Source organism: Streptomyces sp. NRRL F-6492 (assembly GCF_001280125.1).
GTDB lineage: Bacteria > Actinomycetota > Actinomycetes > Streptomycetales > Streptomycetaceae > Streptomyces.
Map to the genome: position 1 here is coordinate 19,162 of NZ_LGEG01000225.1, position 17,494 is coordinate 36,655.

General features: G+C 74.3%; 17 protein-coding genes and 1 pseudogene. 7 read left to right on the forward strand and 11 right to left on the reverse strand.

The genetic code is table 11. The features are described 5' to 3' along the window. Positions 1-5 precede the first annotated feature (5 nt). Positions 6-866: a DNA-binding protein gene (locus ADL08_RS21135; RefSeq protein WP_053645300.1), complete on the reverse strand. Its 861-nt coding sequence runs from the start codon at positions 864-866 to the stop codon at positions 6-8. Between the two features lie 383 nt (positions 867-1,249). On the opposite strand from ADL08_RS21135, the gene ADL08_RS21140 reads away from it, so the two are divergent. After that, entirely contained in the window at positions 1,250-1,588 is a 339-nt protein-coding gene (locus ADL08_RS21140; protein WP_053645302.1) for a DoxX family protein, read from the forward strand. Positions 1,589-1,664: 76 nt separating this feature from the next. On the opposite strand, the pseudogene metG reads toward ADL08_RS21140, so the two are convergent. Then, positions 1,665-3,307: pseudogene (metG, locus tag ADL08_RS21145) on the reverse strand (methionine--tRNA ligase). A gap of 90 nt (positions 3,308-3,397) precedes the next feature. Between metG and ADL08_RS21150 the strand changes: the two are divergent. Further along, a complete protein-coding gene (locus ADL08_RS21150) occupies positions 3,398-4,051 on the forward strand; it encodes a response regulator transcription factor (protein WP_053645306.1) in 654 nt (217 codons plus the stop codon). Beyond that, complete coding sequence (locus tag ADL08_RS21155) at positions 4,048-5,136, forward strand: sensor histidine kinase (RefSeq protein WP_053645308.1); 1,089 nt, start codon at positions 4,048-4,050, stop codon at positions 5,134-5,136. The genes ADL08_RS21150 and ADL08_RS21155 overlap by 4 nt, the downstream gene beginning before the upstream one ends. Before the next feature lie 3 nt (positions 5,137-5,139). On the opposite strand, the gene ADL08_RS38320 is transcribed toward ADL08_RS21155, so the two are convergent. After that, entirely contained in the window at positions 5,140-6,726 is a 1,587-nt protein-coding gene (locus ADL08_RS38320; RefSeq protein ID WP_234352217.1) for a VWA domain-containing protein, read from the reverse strand. Between the two features lie 259 nt (positions 6,727-6,985). Between ADL08_RS38320 and ADL08_RS21165 the strand changes: the two genes are divergently transcribed. Beyond that, positions 6,986-9,043, forward strand: coding sequence for a PhoX family protein (locus tag ADL08_RS21165; RefSeq protein WP_053645310.1), 2,058 nt, complete (start codon positions 6,986-6,988; stop codon positions 9,041-9,043). Here ADL08_RS21165 and ADL08_RS21170 read toward each other — a convergent pair whose 3' ends face one another. The 3 genes from ADL08_RS21170 to ADL08_RS21180 form a co-directional block, all read right to left on the reverse strand. Then, the gene (locus tag ADL08_RS21170) at positions 9,044-10,051 is read right to left on the reverse strand and encodes a hypothetical protein (protein WP_053645312.1); all 1,008 of its coding nucleotides are present in this window, start codon (positions 10,049-10,051) and stop codon (positions 9,044-9,046) included. Between the two features lie 27 nt (positions 10,052-10,078). Further along, on the reverse strand, positions 10,079-11,563 hold the full coding sequence (locus ADL08_RS21175) for an APC family permease (RefSeq protein ID WP_053645314.1): 1,485 nt from the start codon (positions 11,561-11,563) through the stop codon (positions 10,079-10,081). Positions 11,564-11,757: 194 nt separating this feature from the next. Continuing rightward, a complete protein-coding gene (locus ADL08_RS21180; protein WP_053645316.1) occupies positions 11,758-11,979 on the reverse strand; it encodes a hypothetical protein in 222 nt (73 codons plus the stop codon). 117 nt (positions 11,980-12,096) lie between these two features. On the opposite strand from ADL08_RS21180, the gene ADL08_RS21185 reads away from it, so the two are divergent. Both ADL08_RS21185 and ADL08_RS37665 read left to right on the forward strand, forming a co-directional pair. Beyond that, positions 12,097-12,504, forward strand: coding sequence for a hypothetical protein (locus tag ADL08_RS21185; protein WP_053645317.1), 408 nt, complete (start codon positions 12,097-12,099; stop codon positions 12,502-12,504). Between the two features lie 74 nt (positions 12,505-12,578). After that, positions 12,579-12,725, forward strand: coding sequence for a hypothetical protein (locus ADL08_RS37665; RefSeq protein ID WP_199837050.1), 147 nt, complete (start codon positions 12,579-12,581; stop codon positions 12,723-12,725). 78 nt (positions 12,726-12,803) lie between these two features. On the opposite strand, the gene ADL08_RS21190 is transcribed toward ADL08_RS37665, so the two are convergent. The 5 genes from ADL08_RS21190 to ADL08_RS21210 all read right to left on the reverse strand — a co-directional run bounded on the left by ADL08_RS21190 (position 12,804) and on the right by ADL08_RS21210 (position 15,999). After that, positions 12,804-13,040 (reverse strand): DUF2630 family protein, encoded by a 237-nt coding sequence (locus tag ADL08_RS21190; protein ID WP_053645319.1) that lies wholly within the window; start codon positions 13,038-13,040, stop codon positions 12,804-12,806. An 18-nt stretch (positions 13,041-13,058) separates the two neighbouring features. Further along, positions 13,059-14,057: an endonuclease/exonuclease/phosphatase family protein gene (locus ADL08_RS21195; RefSeq protein WP_053645423.1), complete on the reverse strand. Its 999-nt coding sequence runs from the start codon at positions 14,055-14,057 to the stop codon at positions 13,059-13,061. Positions 14,058-14,229: 172 nt separating this feature from the next. Next, the gene (locus ADL08_RS21200) at positions 14,230-14,658 is read right to left on the reverse strand and encodes an FxLYD domain-containing protein (protein ID WP_053645321.1); all 429 of its coding nucleotides are present in this window, start codon (positions 14,656-14,658) and stop codon (positions 14,230-14,232) included. Positions 14,659-14,663: 5 nt separating this feature from the next. Next, positions 14,664-15,164, reverse strand: a complete 501-nt coding sequence (locus ADL08_RS21205; protein WP_053645323.1) for a DUF7144 family membrane protein — start codon at positions 15,162-15,164, stop codon at positions 14,664-14,666. A 37-nt stretch (positions 15,165-15,201) separates the two neighbouring features. After that, entirely contained in the window at positions 15,202-15,999 is a 798-nt protein-coding gene (locus ADL08_RS21210; protein ID WP_053645325.1) for an alpha/beta fold hydrolase, read from the reverse strand. A 77-nt stretch (positions 16,000-16,076) separates the two neighbouring features. On the opposite strand from ADL08_RS21210, the gene ADL08_RS21215 reads away from it, so the two are divergent. After that, entirely contained in the window at positions 16,077-17,411 is a 1,335-nt protein-coding gene (locus tag ADL08_RS21215; protein WP_053645327.1) for a PLP-dependent aminotransferase family protein, read from the forward strand. The last annotated feature ends 83 nt before the right edge of the window (positions 17,412-17,494 follow it).

Sequence of the window (17,494 nt, forward strand, 5' to 3'; positions counted from 1 at the left end):
CGGGTTCAGGTCGTCATCGCGTTCCGCCTGCAGCCCTCGCACGTGCCCGGCTCCGGGCCCCGGAAGGCCAGGTCGCAGGTGTCGCAGTTCTGGAGGGGGTGCCGGGGGGGCGCCGGGTCCGCCGTGCCGAGCGGCGGCGGCGGGAGCTGGGCGGACAGGCGGTGGGCCAGGAGCGCGGCCGGGCGGCGCAGGGGCTCCAGGGGCAGGGCGCAGGTCAGGACCCGGCGGACGGCCTCCGGCGTCAGGTCGCGCTCCAGCCAGGCGGCGACCCCCGGCGCCAGGTGTTCGGTCTCGGTGGCCGACAGGTGCAGGCGGGGGTCCTCGTGCCGCAGGCCGGCGAGGACGCCGAGGCCCGTCCGCAGGAGGTCGGGGGACGGGTACGCGGGCTGCGGTACGGCGGGCAGGGCCCGGCGCGGGGCCTCCGTACGGCGGGCCGGGGCCCTGCGCACCGCCTCCTCGTCGGCGGCCGACCGCCCCGGGTGGTTGCAGGAGACCGTGCGCGTGACGATCTTCCCGGCGTCGTCGCGTGCCAGCTCGCGGCGCAGGTAGCCGTGGGCCTCCAGCTCGCGCAGTCCGGCGGCGATCCGGCGCGCCCCCTCGGGGAAGCGCCTGGTGAGGCTCTTGATGTCGACGGGCGACCCGCCGGGCAGCGACTGGATGTGCACGGCCAGGCCGATGGCCAGGAGCGACAGCTCGGCGTGCTGGGAGAGGTGGTTGCCGACCACCGTGAACCGGGTGGTGTGGCGGACGTTCTCGTGGATGACGCCGCCCGCCCGGACGGACCTCGTGCCGGGCTTCACGGGGCGGTTCCGCCCGTCGTTGCGGGACGGGGCGAGGGGGCGCGCGCTAATGTTCTGGGTACCCATCGGGAAGCCTCACTTCCTAGGTGGTCAGGCCCCCGTCTTTGGGACTCCACTCCCGGCGGGGGCCGACGCATGTCTGCGGTCATATGCCAATCGGGCCGAGCTTAGATCCGGCAACCCGCCCTCCGAACAGCCCTTTTGGTGGTTTTCACTCCCCCGGGTGAGGGTTCCGCCGAAGCGGGGAGAGGTGGGGCTTGGAGAGGGTTCTTTCTCTCCTCGTTCCTTGGGAAGGCGGCCCGACCGACCGGAACCCGGGTTTCCGCGTTCCGGTCGCGGTCGCGTCCCGAGGAAGTTTCCGGCGGCCCGTCACACTTCCCCTCCCCGCTCCGTCAGTGGGGTGTCCGGCCCGATCGGGTCGGACACCGGGAACGCCGAAGGAGCCCGTCATGTCCACCACCGCCACCGTCGTCACCGCCGTCGCCGCCTTCATGGCCGGGTTCTCCGGCGTGGCCGTCCTCGTGAGGGCCGGGTTCGTCGTCGAGCCGCTCGCCGCGTACGGGGTGCCCCGGAGCTGGTGGAACCTGCTCGGGGCCGTCAAGATCGCCGGGGCCGTCGGGCTGCTCGTCGGGTACGCCGTGCCGCTCGTCGGCGTCCTGGCCGCGATCGGGCTCGTCCTGTACTTCGCCGGTGCCGTGATCACGGTCCTGCGGGCCCGCGCGTACGGCCACGTGCCCTTCCCGCTGGTCTACATGGCGCCCGCCGTGGCCGTCCTCGCCCTGGTGTGAGGCGCGTACGGCGAAGGCCGCCGCCCCGTGCGTACGGGTGCGGCGGCCTTCGGCGCGATCGACGGCAGCGGGACCGTCAGTCCTTCTTCGGCTCCTCCAGGCGCGGGAACAGCACCGCGCCCTTCGTCACCGTCGCGCCCGCCGGGAGCCGCCCCCACGCGGCCGCGTCCTGGACCGGCTGCGCGGCCAGGGCGCCCAGGGACGCCTCGGCGCCGAGGGAGTCCCACAGGGCCTGGGAGGTCTCCGGCATGATCGGGTTGAGGAGGACGGCGACGGCGCGGAGGGACTCGGCGGCCGTGTAGAGGATCGTCGCCAGGCGGGCGCGGCCCTCCTCCGACCCCGTCGCGTCAGCGGCGTCACCGAACGCGGTCTTCGCGACCTTCCAGGGCTCCTGCTCCGTGATGTAGCCGTTGACCTGCTTCACGAAGTCGAAGATCGCCAGGATGCCGGCCTGGAAGTCCAGCTCCTCGCCGATCTTCAGGTCGGCCGTCGCGACCGCCTTCGCCAGGCCGTCCTGGACCGCCTTCTCCGCGTCGCCGTCCGCCGCCGACGCCGGCAGCTCGCCGCCGAAGTACTTGCCGACCATCGCCGCCACGCGCGAGGCGAGGTTGCCGTAGTCGTTGGCCAGCTCGCTCGTGTAGCGGGCGGTGAAGTCCTCCCACGAGAACGAGCCGTCCTGGCCGAAGGCGATCGCCCGCAGGAAGTACCAGCGGTACGCGTCCACGCCGAAGTGCGAGGTCAGGTCCTGCGGCTTGATGCCGGTCAGGTTCGACTTCGACATCTTCTCGCCGCCGACCATCAGCCAGCCGTTGGCCGCGACCCGGCCCGGGACCGGCAGGCCCTGCGCCATCAGCATCGCCGGCCAGATCACCGCGTGGAACCGCAGGATGTCCTTGCCGATCAGGTGCACGTCCGCCGGGAACGTCTCCTCGAACTTCGCCGGGTTCTCGTTGTAGCCGACGGCCGTCGCGTAGTTCAGGAGCGCGTCGATCCACACGTAGATGACGTGCTTCTCGTCCCACGGCACCGGGATGCCCCAGTCGAACGTCGAGCGCGAGATGGAGAGGTCCTCCAGGCCCTGCTTGACGAAGTTCACGACCTCGTTGCGGGCCGACTCCGGCTGGATGAAGCCCGGGTTCGCCTCGTAGAACTCCAGCAGCTTCGGGCCGTACGCGCTCAGCTTGAAGAAGTAGTTCTCCTCCTTGAGGATCTCCACCGGCCTCTTGTGGACGGCGCACAGCTTGGTGCCGTCCTCCGCCTCGACGAGGTCGCCGGGGAGCTTGAACTCCTCACAGCCCACGCAGTACGGGCCCTCGTACCCGCCCTTGTAGATCTCGTCCTTGTCGTACAGGTCCTGCACGAACTCCTGCACGCGGTCGGTGTGACGCTTCTGCGTGGTGCGGATGAAGTCGTCGTTCGCGATGTTCAGGTGCTCCCAGAGGGGCTTCCACGCCTCCTCCACGAGCTTGTCGCACCAGGCCTGGGGCGTGACGTCGTTCGCCTCGGCCGTGCGCATGATCTTCTGACCGTGCTCGTCCGTGCCGGTGAGGTACCACACCTTCTCGCCGCGCTGACGGTGCCAGCGCGTGAGCACGTCGCCTGCGACGGTCGTGTAGGCGTGGCCCAGGTGAGGAGCGTCGTTGACGTAGTAAATGGGGGTCGATACGTAGAAACTCTTCACGCCTTCGCCCCCTGCTTCTCGGATCCAGTGGCCGCCATGGTCGAAATCCTAACGGCCCCGCGAAGATCCACTCACATCCATGAACCCCCGGGGGACGGGGGCGGGCGCGGGGCGGCGAGGATGGGGGGATGCGTGTACTGGTAGCCGAGGACGAGCGCGTCCTCGCCGGATTCGTCGCCACCGGCCTGCGGCGGGCCGGATTCGCCGTCGACACCGTCCACGACGGCGAGGACGCCCTGGAGCGGCTCGGCCTGTACGCGTACGACGTCCTCGTCCTCGACCGCGACCTGCCCCGCGTCCACGGCGACGACGTCGCCCGGCGGCTCGTCGCCGGGGCCTCCCGCACCCGGATCCTGATGCTGACCGCCGCCACGGCCGTCGAGGACCGGGTCGAGGGGCTCGACCTCGGCGCCGACGACTACCTCGGCAAGCCCTTCGAGTTCCCCGAGCTGGTCTCCCGCGTCCGCGCCCTGCGCCGGCGCTCCGCCCCGCCCCTGCCGCCGCTCCTCGAACGGGACGGGCTGCGGATGGACACCGTCCGGCGGACCGCCGTCCGCGACGGACGCGACCTCGACCTCTCCCCCAAGGAGTTCTCCGTCCTCCAGATCCTCCTGGAGGCCGACGGCGCCGTCGTCTCCGCCGAGGAACTCCTCGAACGCGCCTGGGACGCCCACGCCGACCCCTTCACCGGAGCCGTGCGCGTCTGCGTGAGCAAGCTGCGGGCCAAGCTGGGGGAGCCGGGGGCGATCCGGACCGTGCAGGGCGTGGGGTACGCGCTGTGAGCGCGGGAAGCGGTGGCCACCTGGGGGCCGGGTCGACCATCCGGACCCGGATCGCCCTCGTGTACGGAGGGGTCTTCCTGGTCCTCGGCGCCCTGCTGCTGCTCGTGGTGAACCTGCTGGTCAGGGCCGGTACGGACGGCCGGACGGAGGCCATCGTGGCGCGGGCCGACGAGGTCGCCGTGGTCGAGGCGTACCGCATCGGCGACGACGTCGGCCGGGCCGCGCACCAGCAGATGCTCATGTGGTCCTGCATGTCCCTGCTCGTGATCGCCTGCGGCGCCGTGGTCGTGGGCTGGTGGACGGCGGGGCGCGTCCTGCGGCCCGTGCACGAGATGACCGCCCGCGCCCGGCGCCTCTCCGAGCGGGACCTGGGCGGGCGGCTCGCGGTGCGCGGACCCGACGACGAGCTGAAGGAGCTGGGCGACACGGTCGACGCGCTGCTCGGGCGGCTGGAGACCGCCTTCGACAGCCAGCGGCGGTTCATCGCCAACGCCTCGCACGAGCTGCGCACCCCGCTCGCCACCCAGCGCGCCGCCATCCAGGTCGGCCTCGACGAGGACTGCGGCGTCCGGCAGGTCCTCCTCGACACCAACCGGCACGGCGAACGCCTCCTCGACGGCCTGCTCCTCCTCGCCCGTGGCGAACGGGGACTCGCGGAGCGCGAGGACGTGCCCTTCGGCGAGGTCGTCGCGGAGGAGTACGAGGACGCGGTGGCGGGCGAGGAGGGCGGCGTCGTACGGGGGAGCCGGGTGCTGCTGCGGCAGCTCGTACGGAACCTCGTCGCGAACGCGGTCGTCCACAACGTGCCCGGGGGCTTCGTGGACGTGCGGGTGGCGGGCGGTGTGCTGACCGTCGTCAACACCGGGCCCGTCGTTCCGCCGGACGACGTCGAGGGCCTCTTCGAGCCCTTCCGGCGCGGCGAGGGGCGCGACCGGACGGGGCCCGGCGCCGGGCTCGGGCTCTCCATCGTCCGGTCGATCGCCACCGCCCACGGGGGGAGCGCGACGGCGGTGGCGCGGAGCGCCGGGGACGGCGGCGGCCTCGTGGTGACGGTGACCCTGCCGGTCACCGCCGCCCGGCCCTAGGGCCTACAGCTCCAGGCCTTCGAGCAGGCCCCGGTAGAAGGCGGCGTGCGCCGTCCCGGCCGGGACCGAGCCCGGGAAGTACGCGGCGGTACGGGGCGTGCCGCCGAGCTTCCTGAGGTAGTCGAAGGCCTTGTTGTCCTGCTCGCCCCAGGCCACGAACCGCCAGTGCAGCGGGCGGTCCGCCGCCCCGGCGAGCGCCTGCGTGGCGGCCGTCCTCGCGTCCGGCGCGCCGTCCGTCTGGAAGACCACCAGCGCCGGGCGGGCGGGGTCGGTCTTCTCGTGGTGGGCGAGGACCTCCTCCACCGCGCGGTGGTAGTGGGTGCGGCCCAGGCGGCCGAGACCGGCGTTGATCTCCTCGACGCGGGTGGGGGAGAGCGTGGCCGGGGTCAGTTCGGCGGTGCCGTCGATGTCCGTGGAGAAGAACACGGCCGTGACGGCGGCGTTCTCGTCGAGGTGCGCCGCGAGCGCCACCGTCTGCTCGGCGAGCCGCTGCACGGAGCCGTCCTTGAAGTACCCGCGCATCGAACCGGACCGGTCGACCACCAGGTACACGGCGGCCCGCGCCCCGGTGAGCCCCTGCTTCTTGAGCACGGTCCCGGCGGCCTTGTACGCGTCGGCGAGGTGCGGGGCGACGGCCTTGACCCTGGCGAGGGAGAGGGCGGGGCCGGCGGCGACGGCCGGGGCGGTGGCGTCGAAGGCTTCGGGAGCCTCGGTGACCTCGGTGACCTCGGGGGTCTCGGGGGCCTCGGGCTCCAGGGCGGTGATCACGGGGGTTTCCGGGGTTGGTACCGGCGCGGGGGCCTCCGGCGCGGAAGCCTCCGGCTCGGGGGCGGCGACCACGGCGGGCGCGGGCTCCGCGACCATGGCGGGCTCCGGCTCCGCGACCACGGCGGGCTCGGGCTCGGTGGCGGCCACGGCCTGCGGCTCGGCCTCCGGGGTCTCCTCGGCCTCCGGGGCGTCCTCGGACTCCGGGGCCTCCGGGGTCTCCTCGGTCTCCTCGGCCTCGGCGGTGCCGGGCTCCGGTGCGGCGGGGACCGCGCAGGTTCCCTCCGCCCCGGCCGGGGTCTCGGGGTAGGAGACCTCGACGGCGTCCACCTCGGCGGACACCCCGGTCTCGTCGTCCCGCTCCTCGGGCAGGGAGACCTCCACGGGCTCGGCCACGGGAACGGCCGCCGCCGCCTCCCGCTCCGCCGCCTCGGCCGCGGCGGAGCGGACGGGGGTCTCCTCCTCCAGGGTCTCCGCGGCCTCCGCGGACTCCACCGTGTTCGTCTCCGCGTCGGACCCGGCCGGCTCCAGCCGCGGGACCGCTTCCACCTCGGCCTCCGCGGGAGCGACCGTCTCCGCGGGAGCGACCGGCTCCGCCGAGCGCGCCTTCGGGACCTGCGGGTTGTCGAAGGACGCCGCCACCAGGTCGTCCGCCGCCCGACGGACTTCCTCGGGGGCCTCGGGCGTCTCCTGGGTCTCCGGAGCCCCAGTGGCCTCAGGGGCCGCCGGCTCCACCGTCTCACGCGACTGGGGCGGGACGGAGGTTGCCGGGGAGTCCTCGCGGTCCCGGCCGAACACCTTGCGCAGCATGCTCCGAATACCCATGGGCGAACCCTTTCGCATGAGTGGGGGTGCGGTGTGAATGTCCGTACTGGGTGCTTCGGGACTTTCATCCCTGGCCAGGGCGGATACGTAAGGTTAGCGGCCACTTCCCGCCACCTCCGTGCCCCGGTCGCCCTCGGCCGTCCCGCATTCATCCGGCGTTCATCCCCCCGCCGCCCCCGTGCAGGGACGCGCACCTAGCGTCACCGCCGAAGACATCCCGACACCATGTCGGCGCAGTGCTGCGCCGGAGGAGGACGAAGTGCGCAAACTGCTGCCGCTCCTGAGCACGAACCCGCACGGAGGCGGCCGTTCCGCTCTCACCTGCCGCTACCGCTGCGGTGACGCCTGCTTCCACGAGGTGCCCAACACCAGCGACAACGAGTACGCCGGCGACCTCATAGCCGGTGTCCTCTCCCGCCGTTCCGCCCTGCGCGCCGCCGCCGTCGTCACCGTCGCCTCCGCCGTCGGCGGCGCCGCCGTGCTCGGCGAGGCCCCGGAGGCCGTCGCCCACGGCGGCGGCCACGGCCACGGGCACCCGCCCGTCAAGGCCGACGGCGCCCGCGGCCTCCGCTTCGCCCCCGTCGCGCCCAACACCGCCGACAAGGTCACCGTCCCCTCCGGCTACTCCCAGAACGTGGTCATCCGCTGGGGCGAGCCCATCCTGCGCGGCGCCCCCGCCTTCGACGCCGAGAAGCAGACGGCGAAGGCCCAGGCCGGCCAGTTCGGCTACAACAACGACTTCCTCTCCCTGCTGCCGCTGCCCGGGGAGCGCGACCGCCAGGTCCTCGTCGCCAACCACGAGTACACCGACGAAGTCCTGATGTTCCGCGGCTACGACCCCGCGAACCCGACCCGCGAGCAGGTCGAGACCGCCTGGGCCGCGCACGGCCTGTCCGTCGTCGTGGTCGAGGAGGAGCGCCGCGGCGGCAGGCTGACGCCGGTCTCCCGCCACCACCTCAACCGGCGGCTGCACACGACCAGCGAGTTCCGGGTCACCGGCCCCGCCGCGGGCAGCGACCTGCTGAAGACCTCCGCCGACCCGGCCGGCCGCACCGTCCTCGGCACGCTCAACAACTGCGCGGGCGGCACCACCCCGTGGGGCACCACCCTCCACGGCGAGGAGAACTTCAACCAGTACTTCGCGAACGGCTCCAGCGCCACCGACAAGCGCTACGGCGTCGGCTCCGGCGCCACCGAGCGCAAGTGGGAGCGGTTCGACAAGCGCTTCGACCTGAAGCAGGAGCCCAACGAGGTCCACCGCTTCGGCTGGGTCGTCGAGCTCGACCCGTACGACCCCGACTCCACGCCCCGCAAGCGCACCGCCCTCGGCCGCTTCAAGCACGAGGCAGCCCAGCCCCGCCTCACCGCCGACGGGCGCCCGGTCGTCTACATGGGCGACGACGAGCGCTTCGACTACTTCTACAAGTTCGTCTCCTCGAAGCGGATGAGGAAGGGGAGTTCGCGGGCCGCCCGCGAGCACAACCTCACCCTCCTCGACGAGGGCACCCTGTACGTCGCCAAGCTGACCGGCGACTCCCCGGCCGAGGTCGACGGCACCGGAAAGCTCCCGAACGACGGCGAGTTCGACGGCTCCGGCACGTGGATCCCGCTCGCCACCGGGAACGTCTCGCACGTCCCCGGCATGACCGCCGAGGAGGTGTACGTCTTCACCCGCCTCGCCGGCGACAAGGTCGGGGCGACGAAGATGGACCGCCCCGAGGACGTCGAGCCGTCCCCCCGCACCGGCCGCGTGTACGTCGCGCTCACCAACAACACCGACCGCGGCAAGGCCGGCAAGGCGGGCGCGGACGAGGCCAACCCGCGCAACCTCAACAAGCACGGGCAGATCCTGGAGCTGGCCGAGCACTGGGACGACCCGTCCTCGGACGGCTTCGCCTGGCGCCTCTTCCTCGTCGCGGGCGACCCGAACGACCCGGCGACCTACTTCGCCGGCTTCCCCAAGGAGAAGGTCTCCCCGATCTCCTGCCCGGACAACGTCGCCTTCGACCCGCACGGCAACCTGTGGATCTCCACCGACGGCTCCCAGCTCGGCTCGCACGACGGCCTGTTCGGCGTCGCCGTGCAGGGCGAGCGGCGCGGTGAGCTGAAGCAGTTCCTGACCGTGCCGAAGGGCGCCGAGACCTGCGGTCCGATCATCCAGGACCGGCGCGTGCTCGTCGCCGTGCAGCACCCGGGCGAGGTCGACGGCGCGTCCGTCGAGAAGCCCGCGTCGACCTGGCCCGACGGGCCGGGGAAGATCGTCCGGCCCTCGGTCGTCGCCGTCTGGCGCACGGACGGGCGGGACATCGGCGTCTGATCAGCCCCGGGCCTGGGGGGACTCCACCCCCAGGCCCTCCCCGAACCGCACGAACTGCTCCTCCGGCTCGCCCGTGTACGCCCACGGCACCCACGCCGCCCGCCGCCCCAGCATCCCGAGCAGCTCCCTGGCGATGTCCACCTGGCCCGCGTAACAGGCCGCGTGCGTCAGGAAGTTGAGGTCTCCGACCTCCTCGGGCGCCACCGGGCTCCCCGGATCGCGGCCACCGATCCAGCGGGCGTGCGTGCGGCGCAGCTCGGTCACCGCCAGCTCGTGCTTCCAGTGCTGGTCGAAGCCGCGCACCGGGCCCCGGCCCAGGGCCCCGTCCGCGATGTAGCGGTACTCCTCGACCCGGGCCACCTGCACCAGGACCGGCAGCGGGGAGCCGGGCGGCGCCACGCCGGCCGCGTCGCGGGCGAAGTCGTACATGCTGCCGTGCGTGCCGTGCCACCGCGCCGACCAGTACCGCAGCACCTGGATGTGCCCCTCGGTGTTGTACGGGTCGCGGCGCCGCAGCTCGTCGAACCAGTGGCGCAGTTCGCGGCGCGGCACCCCGCCCTCGTACAGCCTGGCCACCGAGAGCAGCGACACCCACGGCATCGGGTCGGCGGGCGCCGCCTCGGCCGCGCCCCGGCAGGCGTCCACGGCCGCGTCGATCCGGCCCCGGTCGACGGCCGCGCCCCGGCCGGCCGCGATGGCCGCGTCGAAGACCCGCACCACCTCGGTCGCGGCCCGCAGCACGGCGGCGTCCGGGTTGCCCGGTTCGGCGCCCCGCCAGGTCTCGACGGTGGAGCTGCCCGCGGCGGCGTGCGAGAGGAGCCGGACGCGGTGGGTGCGGCGCGCCCAGTCGTCGCCGGTGGCGGCCAGCAGGTCCCGGACGCCCTGCCAGCGGCCGATGACGATGTCGTGGCGCGCCTCGGTCAGCGCCCGGTCCCCGAAGTCCGGGTCGAAGTCGGGCGCGAAGCGTTCCGGGCGCGCCGGGCGCGAGGAGCGGCGGCGTACGGCCATCGGGGCCTCCTTCTGGTTCGGCTGCCGTCAGAAGTCCGTCGCGTAGCCCTTGTCCCGGCCGCCCGTGCGGGCGCCCGGGGTGGCCGCCCCGGCGTCGGCCGAGGCGGCGAGGGCGCGGACCGCGTCGAGGCGGGCCGGGCGGCGGTAGTAGTCGCCGCCCCTCCGGCCGTACACGGCCAGCGGGACCACGCCGAGGAGCAGGCCGCCGAGGCCGATGGCGAGGGCGGTCGTGGAGAGTTCGCCGAGCGACTCGACGAAGGCCCACAGCATGAAGGCCGAGCCGAGCAGCGGCCAGAGGCCGCCGACGACCAGGTTCTTCACGGAGCGCAGCAGCAGGCCCTTGTAGGCGACGACGGCGGCGATGCCCGCCAGGCCGTAGTAGAAGGCGATCTGGAGGCCGATCGCGGAGACGGCGTCCCGGAGGATCTGCTGCACGGAACCGGCCGCCGCGGCGGCGGCGAACAGCAGCAGCGCCGCCCCGCCGACCGCGGCGATCGCGACCCACGGGGTGTTCCAGCGCGGGTGGACGGTGCCGAGCGCGGCCGGCAGGGTCCGGTCGCGGCCCATCGCGAAGAGCGAGCGGGTGACCTGGATGAGGGTGGTCTCCAGGGTGGCGACGGTCGACAGGAGGACGGCCACGACGAGGAGCTTGCCGCCGACGCCGGGCCAGACCTCCTGGCCGACGACGGCGAGGACGTTCGGTCCGGCGCGGCGGATCTCCTCGGAACTCAGCAGCACGTTGACGGCGACGGTGATGGCCTCGAAGAGGACGAAGACGAAGCCGACGCCGACGAGCGCGGAGACCCCGGCGGTCCTGCGGCTGTCGCGGGTCTCCTCGCTGAGGTTGCTGGTGACGTCCCAGCCCCAGTAGTAGAACGCGGCGATCAGCGCCCCGGCGGCGAACCCCTCCGGGCCGTCGAACTGCGCGAGGCCGAACCAGGACCAGTCGAAGGCGGTGGCGTGGCCCCGGTGGGCCACGGCGGCGAGGACGAAGCCGAGCAGGAGCAGCATCTCGACCCCGGACATGACCAGCTGCGCCCGTACGGTGAGCCGGGCGCCGCCCAGGACGACGAGCAGCATCACCAGGAACCAGCAGGCGCCGACGGCCGCCGCGAGCGCGGTGTGGTCGGCGAGGCCCGGGGCGACCAGGGAGAGCGTGAGGGATCCGGCGGGCAGCGAACCGGCCACCATGAAGACGGTGGTGGAGAAGACGAGCGCCCAGCCGGACAGGAAGCCGAGGAAGGGGTGGAGGGTGCGGCCCACCCAGGAGTACGCGGCGCCGGCGTTGACGTCGATCCGGCCGAGCCGGGCGTACGCGAGGACGATGCCGAGCATGGGTATCGCGCAGTACAGCAGGGCGGCCGGTCCGCCGACGCCCACCGCGCCGAAGAGGACGGCGGTGGTCGCGGCGAGCGAGTAGGCGGGGGCGCTGCCGGCGACGGCCATCACGATCGTGTCGAAGGTGCCGAGGACATTGGGCTGGAGCCCTCTGCTGCTGGTGGTGGTGCGCATGGCGGATCCTCGGGGCGCGGGGGGTGAGACAGGGCGAAGTGGCGCGTCCGCCGGTCCGGTTGCCGGTGGTGGCGGGCGCGGATCACCGTGAATGGGCGCATCGTAGTCGCCGGGAGGGATTCCGGTAACGGCGGCGGGGAGGGTTCCGTTCCGTGACCGCCGGTAAGTTCTCCCGTGCGCCCCCCGGAGGGGGTTTACCGCAGGTCGGGACCGGCGATGGCGCGGGCCGCGCGGACCTCCCGGCGGAGCGGTTCCAGGACTCCGTTCCCGTTCCCGGGCAGCCCGGCGCGGACCTCCACGCGGGTGCCGTCCGCGCGCGGGACGGCGGCCCGCGGGACCGGCGCGGCGGAGTGCCGCGTGCCGGCGGCCGGCCGGATGGGCGGGGCGAGCCGTCCGGCTCCTTCGGATCGCGCCATGCCCGCCGACGTGGTGGCGGGGTGCGCCGCGGCACGCCTGGCTGCCGTCGTCCACGGCGATGACACCGGGCTCGGTCCCTAGGATGGGCAGGCCGCCACGAGAGGAAATGATCACAAATGCGTCCCCAGCGATTCACCGACTTCGTCGTCGACGTCGTGAAGAACAACCCGACCGCCGGCCGTGTGCGGACCCTCGCCGAGGCGGGCGACGCGAAGCACCCCTTCGGCGTGGTCGTCACCGTGGGGGCGACCGAGAGCCGCTGGCAGTTCACCGGACAGCTCCCCGAGGGCGCCAAGCACGAAGGGTTCCTGGACGAGCCGGTCACCGGTACTCCGGTGCCGGCCGGGGACGCGCCCCAGACGTCCGACTCTTCCGAAGCATGGCTCGCCGCCGCCCTCGCGCAGGCCGACTGCCCCGAGATCTCGGACATCGAGCGGTGGTCCACCCAGCCCGACGCCGGCTCCAAGAAGGGCCTGACCGTCTCGTTCCACAACGGCGCCCGGATCTACGCCCGTGCCTTCTGACCCTCCCCGGCACCGACCGGGGAGCGCACATCGCACCACCGTCAGCACCACCGTCTCGAGGAGGACCGATCAGCATGCGATGCGACCCCGGTACGTGTGAGGGCAACTGCTCCGTCTGCGGCCAGGGCGTGGGCGCTCCCGCCGGACAGCCCGCCGCCATGCACCAGCGCGGCGGCACCGGGACCGAGACCTGTCCCGGGAGCGGTCAGCCCGCCGTGTAGCGACATCCCACAGGCCCCGGTCGGAGCAACTCCTTCCCGACCGGGGCCTGTCCGCCTTCACCGGCCGGGAGCGGCCGCTCAGTTGCGGTACGACTCCACCTCGGCGGCCGGGCGGAGGGCCGCCGTGTCCGGGTCCTCGCCGAACTCCGCCTTGGCGCGGCGCTGGCGCAGCAGGTCCCAGCACTGGTCGAGGCGCACCTCCAGTTCGGTCAGGCGGGCGCGCTCCTCGGGCAGGAGGCCGCCGGTGCGCTGCCGCAGGGCGCGCTCCTCCTCGACGAGGGTGCCGATGTCGTCCAGGATCTCCTCGTTGTCCATGCCTTCCAGCGTGGCCGATCAGCGCTCTCCCCGCAGGTCGAGATCGGCGAGGACGGCCCGGTGGTCGGTGCCGTCGAGGCCGAGGAAGCGGACCCCGTCCACGCTGAACTCGTCGCTGACCAGGACGTGGTCGATCTGGACGTACGGGGGGAGCGGGCCCTCCATGGGCCAGGTGGCGGCGCGGCTCTTCCTCACCGCCCAGGCCGCGTCGCGCAGACGGCCCTCCTTCAGGATCGCGCGGAAGGCCGCGTGGTCCTGGGAGGCGTTGAAGTCCCCGGCGATCAGCGTCGGTCCCGTGCGCAGGGCGGCGAAGTCCTCGACGCGGCCCAGCTCCCGCTTCCACACGTCCACCTGGCCCGGCACCGGCGGCATCGGGTGGGCGAGCTGGACGCGTACGGAACGCCCGGCGATCTCGGCCGTGGCGCCCGGCATCCCCATGGCCGCCGGGATCACCCGCCAGTCGCGCAGCGGATAGGCGCTGAGCAGGACGGAGCCCGCCGATCCGTCGGCCTCGACGGCGGCGTAGTGGGGGAGTTCGGCGGCGAAGGCGGTGGTGAGGGCGCGTCCGCAGGCGCGGTCGCACTCGGAGACGTAGAGGAGGCCGGGGCGTTCGCGCCGGACCGTGGCGATCAGCGCGTCCGTGGCCTGGCCGAACTCGACGTTGGCGGCGAGGACGCGGACCCGGGCGACGGGAAGGCCGTGGCCGACGGTGGTCCACGTCGTGTACGGCAGGGAGCTCCAGGCGGTGGCGGCGAGCACGACGACGGCGGTGAGGGCGAGGCCCCGGCGGCGGGCGACGGCGGCGAGGAGCAGCCCGAGGCCGGCGGGGACGGTCAGCCAGGGGAGGAAGGAGAGCAGCTGCGGGACGGGCGTGATGCCGTCCGTGTCGAGGAGGCGGCAGGCGGTGATCAGGGCGGGCACGACGAGCAGCAGCCCGGCGGCCCACGCGGCGGGGCGCCCGGGGCGCCGGGACGACGGGCCGGGGACCGGGGCGGGGCCCGCGACGGGGCCCGTCACGCCGGGCTTGCGTTCCGGCGCGGCGGGCGCGGTGTCCGGTACCGGCGCGGCGGGCGTCGGCCCGGGCGCCGGTTCCGGCTGGGGCGCGGCGGCGAGGGCGGGGTCGGAGTCCACGCCGTTCAGTGTCGCAGGGTCCGCCCCGGCACCACGGGCCCCGGCCGGGCGGCCCGGCTCAGTGCCGCAGGGCCCGGCCGATCTCCGCCTTCGTCACGCCGGAGAGCTGCCGATTGCTGCGCGCCGTACCGGACTTGGACTTCCCCGGCGGGACGGCGCCGACGTTCAGGACGACGGAGTCGAGCAGTTTCCCGTCGGCGTCGCGGAAGTCGACCTCGACCGTGTAGTCGGCGTCCTGGTCCTTCGGGTTGGTCGCGGTGATCTCCGCGACCGTCCGGTCCCCGTCGGCCCGGGGCTCCCCGGCCTTCACGTCGCCCTTCGCGTCCACCCCGTCCCTGACCTCGTCCATCTTCCGCTCGGCGGCCGAGGCGACCGCGGCCGTCGCGGAGGAGACGGCACCGCCGGCCGCGTCCTCGGCGGCGTCGCAGCCGGTGGTGAGGGCGAGCGCCGCCGCGAGGGTCAGGACGGCGCCGGCGGTGCGTCCCATGCCCGTCAGTACCTCTCGCCCGGGCCGTACGCGTCGTCCGTGGCCAGCGCCCAGATCACGAAGATCGAGACGGCCATGGAGAAGAGCGCCCACCACGGCTGGTAGGGCAGGAAGAGGAAGTGGAAGAGGATGTTGAGGGAGGCGAGCGCGATGCCGGAGACCCGGCCCCACTCGGCGCCCTTGAGGACGCCGTAGCCGACGATCACGAGGATCACGCCCAGGATCAGGTGGATCCAGCCCCAGGCGGTCAGGTTGAACTTGAAGACGTAGTCGCCGACACGGGTGTAGACGTCGTCCTGGGCGATGCCGGCGATGCCCTGGAAGACGTCCATGAAGCCGATGACCAGCATGAGGACACCGGCGAAGAGGGTGCCGCCGGAGGCCCAGGCGCCCGCGGCGCTCTGCTTGCGGGGCGGGGCGGCGTTCGGGTTGCGGGGCGGCGCGGCGTGCTGGCCCTGGCTCTGGCCCTGGCCCGGACGCGCGGTCCCGTCGTCGTTCTGGCTCATGGGCCCATCGTGGGAGCGCTCGCCCGCCGGCGAACCTTTAACTGGGCCGTACGAGTGAACGCAGGAAGGCGTCCAGGGCCGCGTCGAACTCCTCCGGCCGCTCCAGGTTGGGCAGGTGCGCGGCCCGCTCGACCACCACGAGCGTGGAGCCGGGGATCAGCGCGTGCGTCTCCTCCGCGTCGGCGACCGGGGTGTACGTGTCGTCCCGGCCGACCACGACGAGCGCGGGCACGGCGGCGGCGGCGAGGGACTCCCGGTAGTCGGGGCGTTCGGCCCGGCCGCGCAGGGCGGCCGCCGCCGCGACGGGGTCGGTGGCGCGCATCATGCGGTGGACGTGGGGCGCGGCGTGCGCGTTGTACGGGGCGACCATCCGGTCGAGGACCTCGTCGGCGTACCCCCGCATGCCCTCGGCGAGGAGCCGGTCGGCCGTGGCGTTCCGGTCGGCCCTCCCCTCCTCGGTCTCGGCGGCGGGGAAGGTGTCCGCGAGGACCAGGCCCCGGACGCGGCCGGAGTGGCGGCGGTGGAACTCCATGACGACCTGGCCGCCCATGGAGAGCCCGGCGAGGACGCAGTCCTCGACGCCGAGGCCGTCGAGGAGGGCCGCCAGGTCCCCGGCGAAGACGTCGAGGCCGACGGCCTTCGCGTCCGTCGCGAGCGGGGTGGCGCCGTAACCGCGCAGGTCGGGGGCGATCACCCGGTGCGTGCGGGAGAAGCGGTCGAGCTGCGGCCGCCACATCGTGTGGTCGAAGGGGTGGCCGTGGACGAGGAGGAGGACGGGCCCGGAGCCCCGGTCCTCGTAGAAGGTCTCGGTACCGGCTGTTCGGGAGACGGGCATGACGGCAGGCTAGGCAGCGCCGACTCGTCGGTGCAATGAAATCTTTGCCCTCGGTGCAATGGGAGAAGGGGTGCCCCGTGGAGGAGTACCGGAGGATCGCGGACCGCGTCGAGGCGGCCGTGCGGGACGGACGGCTGAGACCCGGCGACCGGCTGCCGCCGCAGCGCGTCTTCGCCCGGCGGCACGGGATCGCGAACTCGACGGCGATCCGGGTGTACGGCGAGCTGGCGCGCAGGGGCCTGGTCGTCGGCGAGGTCGGGCGCGGCACCTTCGTCCGGGCGGCGCCCCCGCTCCCGGCGCCCGCGCTCGTCGAGGCGACCGGGGCCGCGCCCGTCGACCTCCAGCTCAACTACCCGGTCGTGGACGGCCAGCCGGAGCTGATGGCCCGCGCGCTCACGGCCCTCGCCCGGCCCGGCGTCCTCACCGGGGCCCTGGCCCGCCCGGCCGCCGCCGACGGCACCCCGGAGGCCCGCGACGCGGCCGTGTCCGTGCTCGCCGGGCCCGGCTGGGCCCCGGACCCCGGGAGCGTCCTCTTCGCCGGGAGCGGTCGCCGGGCCGTCGCCGCCGCGCTCTCCGCGCTCGTGCCGCCCGGCGGGCGCCTGGGCGTCGAGGAGCTCACGTACCCCCCGCTCAAGGCCGTCGCCGAACGGCTCGGCATCCGGCTCGTGCCCCTCGCCCTCGACGCGGAGGGGGTGCGGCCCGAGGCCCTCGCGGCGGCCCACCGGGCGGCGCCGCTCGCCGCCGTCTACCTCCAGCCGACCCTGCACAACCCGCTCGCGGCGACCGCCGGGGAGGCACGGCGGGCCGCGCTCGCCGAACTCCTGCGCGGGCTCGACCTGACGGCCGTCGAGGACGCCACCTGGGCCTTCCTCGACCCCGGGGCGCCCGCCCCGCTCGCCGCCCGCGCGCCCGAGCGGGTCGTCCTGGTGGACAGCCTCTCCAAGCGGCTCGCCCCCGGCCTGACCGTCGGCTACCTCGTCGTCCCCGGCCGGCTGCGCGCGGCGGTCGCGGAGGCGCTGCGCTCCGGTGCGTGGACGGCCGACGGGCTCGCCCTCGCCGCCGCCACCCGCTGGGCCGGGGACGGGACGGTCGCGGAGACCGCCGCCGCCAAGCGGGCGGACGCGGCGGCCCGGCACGCCCTGGTCCTGCGGCGGCTCGCCGGACAGGCGCTCCGGACCTCCCCGCACGCCTACTTCTGCTGGTGGGAGCTGCCCGCGCCCTGGCGCGCCGAGACCTTCGCGGCGGCGGCCGCCGCACGCGCGGGCGTGGCCGTCACCCCGGGGAGCGCCTTCGCGGTGGGACCGGGGACGGCGCCCGGCGCGGTCCGGGTGGGCCTGGCCTCGCCGCCGCACGCCGTGCTCGACGGGGCCCTCGCCCGCCTCGCGGCCCTCGCGGCGGCCGGCCCCGGCTGATCCACTTGCGGCGCACCGGCCGCGGGTGTGCCCTGGAGGGTGCGGGAACCGGGGGACGAGAGGCGCGGAGGCGCCAGAGACGA

Bases quoted from the DNA above. Each gene is read 5' to 3' on its own strand.
- ADL08_RS21135 (WP_053645300.1), bottom strand. From the start codon at position 866: ATGGGTACCCAGAACATTAGCGCGCGCCCCCTCGCCCCGTCCCGCAAC.
- ADL08_RS21210 (WP_053645325.1), bottom strand. From the start codon at position 15,999: ATGCCCGTCTCCCGAACAGCCGGTACCGAGACCTTCTACGAGGACCGG.
- ADL08_RS21175 (WP_053645314.1), bottom strand. From the start codon at position 11,563: ATGCGCACCACCACCAGCAGCAGAGGGCTCCAGCCCAATGTCCTCGGC.
- ADL08_RS21180 (WP_053645316.1), bottom strand. From the start codon at position 11,979: ATGGCGCGATCCGAAGGAGCCGGACGGCTCGCCCCGCCCATCCGGCCG.
- ADL08_RS21205 (WP_053645323.1), bottom strand. From the start codon at position 15,164: ATGAGCCAGAACGACGACGGGACCGCGCGTCCGGGCCAGGGCCAGAGC.
- ADL08_RS21170 (WP_053645312.1), bottom strand. From the start codon at position 10,051: ATGGCCGTACGCCGCCGCTCCTCGCGCCCGGCGCGCCCGGAACGCTTC.
- ADL08_RS38320 (WP_234352217.1), bottom strand. From the start codon at position 6,726: ATGGGTATTCGGAGCATGCTGCGCAAGGTGTTCGGCCGGGACCGCGAG.
- ADL08_RS21185 (WP_053645317.1), top strand. From the start codon at position 12,097: ATGCGTCCCCAGCGATTCACCGACTTCGTCGTCGACGTCGTGAAGAAC.
- ADL08_RS37665 (WP_199837050.1), top strand. From the start codon at position 12,579: ATGCGATGCGACCCCGGTACGTGTGAGGGCAACTGCTCCGTCTGCGGC.
- ADL08_RS21150 (WP_053645306.1), top strand. From the start codon at position 3,398: ATGCGTGTACTGGTAGCCGAGGACGAGCGCGTCCTCGCCGGATTCGTC.
- ADL08_RS21200 (WP_053645321.1), bottom strand. From the start codon at position 14,658: ATGGGACGCACCGCCGGCGCCGTCCTGACCCTCGCGGCGGCGCTCGCC.
- ADL08_RS21190 (WP_053645319.1), bottom strand. From the start codon at position 13,040: ATGGACAACGAGGAGATCCTGGACGACATCGGCACCCTCGTCGAGGAG.
- ADL08_RS21140 (WP_053645302.1), top strand. From the start codon at position 1,250: ATGTCCACCACCGCCACCGTCGTCACCGCCGTCGCCGCCTTCATGGCC.